Raw genomic sequence first — 6,239 nt, forward strand, 5'->3', positions numbered from 1 at the left:
AAACGCGGTGATCAGACAACCGATTGCAAAATAAACAAAATAATGATCGATTAATCCAATAAATTCAAAAAAGGTGCCTGTTATTACTAACCAATTAGTAATTATCAAGAAAAATACTAATCCGATAAGCACAACAAAATAACAACTGGCCAACATTTTTCGTAACATATCTTCTCCTCTTATATTAATGAACTTACAAAAATCCTAACAAAAATTCTAATAACTTGTCAATGTGCTTATATTAATTACTATACTTCTCCTCAGCTTCTTTTAAATTAACTGATAGCAACCGCGAGACGCTATCGGTACACATAGTCACGCCATACAAAATAGCTGCGTGGTGCATGGTTACCCGATTATGCGTGATAGCAATAAATTGCGTTTTATTCGATAGCTCATTTAAAATGGCAACATACCGTCCGGCATTAGCTTCGTCCAGTGCAGCATCAACTTCATCCAAAATGATAAATGGTGATGGGTTGGCAGAAACAATAGAACAGATCAAGGCAATAGCTGTCATGGCTTTTTCGCCGCCCGAGAGCGTATTCAGACTTTCAATTTTTTTACCGGGCGGACAAGCGCGAATTTCTATCTCCGTTGGCGTTAAGCTCTGTCTTAATTTTTTAATCGGTGACAATGTCTCTTCCTCTCCTTCTTCACTTTCTTCTGCGGCTTCCTCATTATCTTTCTCCTCTTTACTCGGCATTATTGATTTTAAAACTAAGTTAGCTTTGCCACCATCAAATAATACTTTAAAGTATTTTTGAAATTCATTATTAATAATGTCAAAGGTGCTATTAAACTGCTGAGCAATTTTTTGATCCAACTCTTGAATGACCTCGCGTAACGATTCGATGGAGTTTTCTAAATCAACGGTTTGGGTTTGCAAAAAATCACAGCGCTCCTTCACCTCTTGGTATTCACTAGCCACACCTTCATCAATGCCGCCAATCAAAGATAATTTATTTTTTAAACCGTTAATCTCTATTTTTAAATCTTCGGGTCTTATTTTATCATCAACCAACTCCTCCTCTTGCCACAACCCGTGCATCTCTTCGCTAATTTCTTGTTGTAAATCTTCTAATCTTGTCTCCAGTTTGGCTATCTCAATCTGTAGTATGGCGATTTGATTATTAATATTATTCAGCTCAATCTGGACATCTCTGGTTTGTCGCTGTATTTGAATTAAATTGGCCTGCCGACCCTCGGCTCGGGCATTGATCTCGGCTAATTTCTCTTGGGCGATTTGTAAGGCAGCTTCTTGCTCGTTTAATTTTATTTCTAATTCTTGTCTCTGTTTCTGCAAAAGATCTTTCTTTTCACCACTGGACACATTGCTTTGCAAAACAATCTCCTGATCAATCTTATTTTTTTCTTCTTGAGCTAGTTGGTAGTTGTGTTCAGCTTGCTCTTTTTTAGTCCGCACTACGCCCTGAGTAATTCTAATTTGATTAATCTCATCAACTAAATTATCTTTGCTGATCAGAAAACTCTCCATTTTTTCCTCCAATACTTGCTGTTCGGTGGCGCTTAATTTACTGGTTTTACTTAACTCCTTCAAGAGAAAATTAATCTGCTGACTTATCTGATCAGCTTGCTCTTGGATTTCGGCGAGTTTATTCGGACTTTCAATTTTCTTAATAGCAACTAAAAAAATGGCATAGTCGTTAGCTAGTTTTTCTAATGCCAAATGTATTTGTTCGCCATCCCACTCGTTTTTATGGCTAACTAATTGGTCTTTAATGTTTTGAAATTCGCCTAATACCTTAGCTTGTTCTTGTAATTTTTTTTGTAATATATTTTCTGTTTTGCTCAACTGCTCTTGGGCATCATTTTTTTGCTGTGCTAATTCTACCAATCGAGATTGTAAATCCTCCTCTTTTTTCCTTAACCAAACAACGTTTCCTTGGCCACTAGTGGTCAGCTGTAAATCAATCTTTCCTTGCACCAAAGACATTTCGGAAAGCGTTTTGTTTTTTTCCAGCAAATGCTTTTGATATTTATTTTCTAAATCAACAAAACCAGAACCGGTGCCCATACCCTCCTCAATCTTCTCTAACTCTTTTTGCCAATTGGTTAATTTTAGTTCTAATTCGTCTTTTTTTCCTAATAATCGCTGGCCTTCTTTCTTTTTTTGAATTAACTCCGACGCTAAACCACGGTGGATAAAATTATAATAAATTGTTTGTTTCTTTTGTAACTCGCTTTCTAATTCTTCCTTGTCCGCCAAACGCTTCATTTGCCGCGTTAATGATCGTAAGCGTGGTTCGATCTCTTGCAGTAACTGTTGGGACTGCAATAAATTTTCATAAGTTCGTTCCAATTTATTTAACGACTGCTCTCTTTTGATCTGGTACTGGCGGACGCCTGTTGCTTCATCAAAAAATTCTTTACGCTCCTGTGGTGAAGAGGTCAGAATAGAATCAACCATTCCTTGGCCAACAATAGAATAAGAGTTTTGACCAAAATTACACTTGGCCATTAATAAATAAACGTCTTGTAGTCGTACTTTATTCTTATTAATCAAATACTCACTCTCGCCATCACGATAAACACGGCGCGTAATTACAACCTCCCCGTAATCAATGGGGGCTTTATTGTCTTCATTATTTAAATACAAACTGACTTCGGCAAAACCCAATCGTGCTTTCTGATCGCTACCAGAAAAAATAACGTCTTGCGTCTTTTTGCCGCGCAAAACTTTCAAACTTTGTTCGCCTAGCACCCAACGTACAGCGTCAACTATATTGGATTTGCCAGAACCATTAGGGCCAACGATGGAAGTTAGCTCACGATTGAATTCTAAAACAGTTTTATTGGCAAACGACTTGAAACCTTGTATTTCTAATTTTTGTAAAAACATAATTGAACGAGTTTGGCTATATTAACCATTGAATTCTACTATTTTTTGACTGTTATAGCAACACTTGAAGCCCTGAAAGGCTTGACAAATAACCAAAAATGTAATACGGTAAAGCATTAATCATTATTTATCACAAAACTAAAGGTGATCCTTTGAAGTACTTTAAAAAAATAATAGCCATAACACTTATGGGTTTGGCAGATATTTCTCTTGGTTTAATTTTTGGTGAACTATTTTATCGTGAATTTGGTAACGGTTATTCGCTTACCTTCTCTGTCGTTGGTATTAATAATTGGCATGTATTTGCTATCTTTTTTGCCATACTGCCAGACGCCGACTTACTATTGCAAAGAAAGGATAGCAATCATCGCTCTTCACTGCTCCACCGACCTTTGTTCTGTTACTTGTTGATTGTTTTACCAGTTGCTTTCTATTCAGTGCCTCTTCTTTTATTATCATTCTGGTGTTTAACCTGGCATTATGTACACGATAGTTTAGACAGTAGCGGAGTTATGTGGCTTTGGCCTTTTAATAATTACTACTATCAACTATTTGATCGTGATCATGGTTTTTGCCTAATCAAAAAAAGAGATGAAGTCGAGTTTTCGCAAACAGCACTTACTCTTGACCAAGTAATTGCTAAAGATTATTCAAGTCTGACACCGCAAGTATTATTCGCTATAATATTATTTCTAATAGCAATGGCTTTACTAATTTTATAGACAGGTGAAGTAATTGAAAGAAAAAATAAACGTCGGTATTGTTGCTTTTTCCTTTGGTTATCAAATAGATAATCCTGGGCCGAGTAATAAGGTGTTGGCTTCAGTCGTCCAATCAACGATTAGACAAATTAACCATAGTAACGATCAACAGCTAGTCGCTGTTGTCTTGCAACATGAAATCAATTCTTGCTTTCAGAAATCGCCAGCTACCCTTGTTGTTACGCGTCATACTAGACCAAGACAATATTTAAACAGCGGGGAAGTGGTGTCGCAAGCTGATGGTCACTTTTCTACTAGAAAAGTTGAGTTGGTTTATGTTATTGCCCAACCATTCCTGCACTTATCCAAATGTAAAAAATTAGTTCGCTTTGCTGGCTATGAATTAGCAAAATATAAATTTGCTAAAGTTCCCTTTGATCCGCATTCTGTTCAATGGTGGACCAGAAGTAAATGGCAATTATTAATCTACGCCCTATTACAAAAAATTGTTGGCTGGAAAGGTAATAAATAAATTAAAAAGCTCTCTATATAATGCAGGAACTTTTTTATGTTAATCATTTTTTTACCAACTCATGGCCACAAGTCCTGCTCGTGCAGCATCAATCTGGGCCTCTTGTTTGGACATACCAGTGCCTTCGGAAATCTTTCTCTTGCCTATATACAAACCCACGCGGAAAAACTTTTCATGATCAGGTCCTTTTTCTTCCAATACCTTATATGCTGGCGTTGATCCATAAACTTCCTGGGAACGCTCCTGAAAATGACTTTTGGGATCAATAAAGGCTCGGGCTTGTAATATTTCTGGTAATTTAACTAAAACAAATTTTTCAATAAACTTTTCTGCTGCTTCAAACCCTTGATCCAAATAAATCGAGCCAATACAGGCCTCTAGCGCATTAGCTAATATGTAGTTTCTCGCCTTACCGTTTTTGTCTTGCGATTCGCCTTTACTTAAGTAGAGATTATCTTCAATTTTTAAACCCTTGGCTATCGATGCTAGCATCTGGCCATTAACCAAACTAGCGCGCCAATTAGTCAGCTCACCCTCAGGATTAGGATAGTTGTTGTATAAAAATTTAGTAACTGCCAACTCCAAAACAGCATCGCCTAAAAATTCTAGTCGCTCATTATGCTCCATACCAAAGTCCTTGTGCTCATTTAAATAAGAACGGTGAACATGAGCTTGTTTTAAAAGCTCGGGGTTATTAAATTTTACCTCCCAACCGTCAGCTAATTTTTTGAAATCCTTCATTGTTTCATTCCTCACCAAAATGGTAAGTAACAGTCTGCTTGAATTATATATTAATCCAAATAGAGTGCCACCTACAAAAAATTAATAATTAAAAATTATTCTTTATTGAACTGTAATTTTTAATATCTCAAAGGCCCGAGCTAATACTTCTTTCGTATTTTCATAATCAATTTTCTGCCATGCTTCTTGCGGTTCAAACCAACTAACGTCTTTGAGTTCGGCAGTCTTGGGTAACACCAACTTATCATCTTCACTACGAATTAAATAAAAATGTACTGTTTTTAAAATCGTTGCAATTTGCGGTTTTTTAATTTTAAATTCTATCTGTCCGAGGTAATCTAATATTTCTAAATTCTGTAAGCCGGTTTCTTCAGCTACTTCTCTCTTGGCGGTAGCTACCAAATCTTCACCGCTTTCCAAATGCCCCTTTGGTAATGCCCACTTATTGTAAGCGTTTAGTATTAATGCCACCTTGCAACCCTTCTCATCTTGATAATAAACGACGCCACCAACCGATGTTTCCCGCTCAATCCGTTCATCCATGTTTTGTTTTTCACCCTTTTGCTCCATCTCTTTATAAATAGAACCCAAAACACCATTAATAAACTTGCCGGACGAATCACCACCATAAGTCTTTGCCAATTCAATGGCTTCATTAATAGCCACCTTGGGTGGAATATTTAAATCATACTTAAGTTCATAAATGCCAATACGTAAACAGTTGCGATCCGTTGGTGTAATCTGGTCTAGTGGCCACTCTGGTGCGTATTTTACAATTAGGGCATCAATCTCGGTGACGTTCTTTTTAACACCCTCTACCAAGCTTAGACTAAACCCCTCGTCATTAAAATCATTAGCAAACTCCTTAAAATTGTAGGATAAAACATCTGCCAAAATTTCTTTCTGACCATTAAAATCCCATTGAAAAAGGGTTTGTAATGCTAATGTTCTAGCTAGGTGTCTGTTGGACATAATTTTGTTTGACAAAAAAAAGAAGAATCTACTTCTTCTTTTTCTTATCTAAAGATGATTTAATTTTAATAACTTCTTTGTTTTTATAGGTACCGCAGTTTAAACAGGCTCGATGTGGTAGCTTGGCAAAACCACACTTGGGGCACTTGTGAGTGCTCGCTATTGTTAAAGCGTGATGCGAAGCTCGTCTTTTTCTAGCACTGCTACTACGTCTTTTCGGTGGTACAGTCATAGTAAATTTATAATTTAAAAATCAATTTTTTATTAATTAATACTATAGTATTATATTTTATTTGGGTGTTTTTGTCAATATTGCCCGTGGTTTATGCCTAATAACAACCTGTTGATTAATCTGTTTTAGGTACACACATTTTGCACTCTAGCTAATACCTCATTTGGGGTTTTACCACCCAGGGCACAGTGTTCTAGG

General features: G+C 36.6%; 6 protein-coding genes. 2 read left to right on the forward strand and 4 right to left on the reverse strand.

Features of this window, described 5'->3' with window-relative positions; all coding sequences use genetic code 11:
* Positions 1-241: 241 nt before the first annotated feature.
* Complete coding sequence (locus COX77_05000; protein ID PIZ98296.1) at positions 242-2,863, reverse strand: hypothetical protein; 2,622 nt, start codon at positions 2,861-2,863, stop codon at positions 242-244.
* Between the two features lie 188 nt (positions 2,864-3,051).
* Between COX77_05000 and COX77_05005 the strand changes: the two genes are divergently transcribed.
* Positions 3,052-3,585 (forward strand): hypothetical protein, encoded by a 534-nt coding sequence (locus COX77_05005; protein ID PIZ98297.1) that lies wholly within the window; start codon positions 3,052-3,054, stop codon positions 3,583-3,585.
* A 13-nt stretch (positions 3,586-3,598) separates the two neighbouring features.
* The gene (locus COX77_05010; GenBank protein ID PIZ98298.1) at positions 3,599-4,096 is read left to right on the forward strand and encodes a hypothetical protein; all 498 of its coding nucleotides are present in this window, start codon (positions 3,599-3,601) and stop codon (positions 4,094-4,096) included.
* A 51-nt stretch (positions 4,097-4,147) separates the two neighbouring features.
* Here the strand turns inward: COX77_05010 and rnc are convergent, their stop codons facing one another.
* The 3 genes from rnc to COX77_05025 form a co-directional block, all read right to left on the reverse strand.
* Positions 4,148-4,837: a ribonuclease III gene (gene rnc / locus COX77_05015; GenBank protein PIZ98299.1), complete on the reverse strand. Its 690-nt coding sequence runs from the start codon at positions 4,835-4,837 to the stop codon at positions 4,148-4,150.
* 102 nt (positions 4,838-4,939) lie between these two features.
* On the reverse strand, positions 4,940-5,809 hold the full coding sequence (gene nusB, locus COX77_05020; protein ID PIZ98300.1) for a transcription antitermination factor NusB: 870 nt from the start codon (positions 5,807-5,809) through the stop codon (positions 4,940-4,942).
* 28 nt (positions 5,810-5,837) lie between these two features.
* Positions 5,838-6,041 carry a 50S ribosomal protein L32 gene (locus COX77_05025; GenBank protein ID PIZ98301.1) on the reverse strand — a complete coding sequence of 68 codons (204 nt, stop codon included), beginning with the start codon at positions 6,039-6,041 and terminating at the stop codon, positions 5,838-5,840.
* Positions 6,042-6,239 lie beyond the last annotated feature (198 nt).

The organism is Candidatus Komeilibacteria bacterium CG_4_10_14_0_2_um_filter_37_10, assembly GCA_002793075.1.
Lineage (GTDB): Bacteria > Patescibacteriota > Patescibacteriia > UBA1558 > UBA1558 > UM-FILTER-37-10.